The sequence below is a fragment of the Kribbella catacumbae DSM 19601 genome (assembly GCF_000372465.1).
Classification (GTDB): domain Bacteria; phylum Actinomycetota; class Actinomycetes; order Propionibacteriales; family Kribbellaceae; genus Kribbella; species Kribbella catacumbae.
The window spans coordinates 1-1,356 of record NZ_AQUZ01000140.1 but is presented as its reverse complement, the minus strand read 5'-3'; the positions used below and the strand labels follow the sequence as shown (position 1 = coordinate 1,356).

Genomic DNA, 1,356 nt, shown 5'->3' with positions numbered 1-1,356 from the left:
CCCTCGTGTTCGTCTGGCCAACCGAGTCAGACCCGACGCTGCCCACGGCAGGCGATGGCCGGTCACCGAACGAGGCTGTCCCGGACCGCACCCCGCAGGGACCGAGCGACCTGCCCACCGCTCCGGAGCCGCCATCCCAGCAGCCCGCCGTGCTCGACCCCATGTTCGACCCGAAGCCTGTCCCGCCGGCGCCGATCGGCAACCCGCTGACCATGACCGACGACGAGCTCGACCAGGCGCTCACCGACGCCATGGCCCGCGAGGACTTCGACGCGGCCGAGCAGTTGGCCGCCGAGATGGACGCCCGCTCGACCGCCCGGGGCGCCGGTACCGCGTGGGAGCAGGCCGAGACCCGCGAGAACACCATGTGGACCACCGAGCACGACGTAGACAGCCTCGACGTTGCGGAGGACGTCGTCGACGACTGGGAAGACGCCAAGGCTGGCGATCGCCGCGAGGACGAGGACGGTGGCCTGTGGGAGTTCAACCAGGCGTACGGCTGGCAGTTCGTCGGGAAGGCCGGCGAACGCTCAACCACCGCCGAGATCACAGCTCGCGTGAAGGCCGACTGGGACGAGTACCTCTGGTCGCACCAGTCCGAGGCCGAGGCCGCGACCCGTGGTGTCCTGCTCCGGAACGACCGCCGCCAGGAGTTCCTCGACATGCACGGCTCAGAGAGGGCCACGAAGCAAATCCTGTTCTCCGGGCCGGCCTCGCACGCCTATTACTTCGCGAGCAGAGAACTGCGCGACTTCTGGGAGCAGCACCCGCGGATCACGTACGCCGAGTTCGCCGTCCAGCGTGGCATCACCGACGCCCGAACCGTCGCGGCCGCGCAGAAGGCCCCTGGTGCCCGCGAGGACGCCCGGACCCGAGCCGAGGAAGACCAGGAGCGACGCCAGAAGCGTCAGCGGGAGGCAGCTGACCGGCGACGTCGACGCCAGTTCACCGAAGGGGAGCCATCGTGAGCCGCCAGCGCCAGGTCGCAGCCTTCGCAGCAGGCCTCCGAGCCGCCAGGGGAGGGCAGACAACCACGGACTGCCCATACGGCCCGACATCGCGCCACGCCCGCACCTGGTGGCTCCGTGGCTACCTCACCGGCTGCATCCGCGCCGGGATACCACGACCCTCCGACAGTTCTGACGAGCTGGCCGAGTAGCTGTCCAGCATGCAAGCTTGCGCGCATGAAAGCTTGACTACCATTAGGTCTGTCACCTAATATTCGTGGTGTTGGGAAACACCACGAACAAGGAGCCAAGATGCACGTCACCACCTACGACCCCACGGACCCCCACGCAGTACCGGCCTACGACGGCGACCCGCTGACCGCTTGGCGGGTACTGGCCCCAGGGTCGT

Annotated in this window: 2 protein-coding genes; both read left to right on the top strand. The window is 68.7% G+C overall.

Annotated features, from left to right (window positions below; translation table 11 throughout):
• Window positions 1–968, top strand: a 968-nt coding sequence (locus A3ES_RS0145605; RefSeq protein ID WP_026163814.1) for a hypothetical protein, incomplete at its 5' end; no start/stop codon positions are given.
• Window positions 965–1,159 (top strand): ribosome modulation factor, encoded by a 195-nt coding sequence (locus tag A3ES_RS57435; protein WP_420323171.1) that lies wholly within the window; start codon window positions 965–967, stop codon window positions 1,157–1,159. The genes A3ES_RS0145605 and A3ES_RS57435, both read left to right, overlap by 4 nt.
• Window positions 1,160–1,356: the final 197 nt, after the last annotated feature.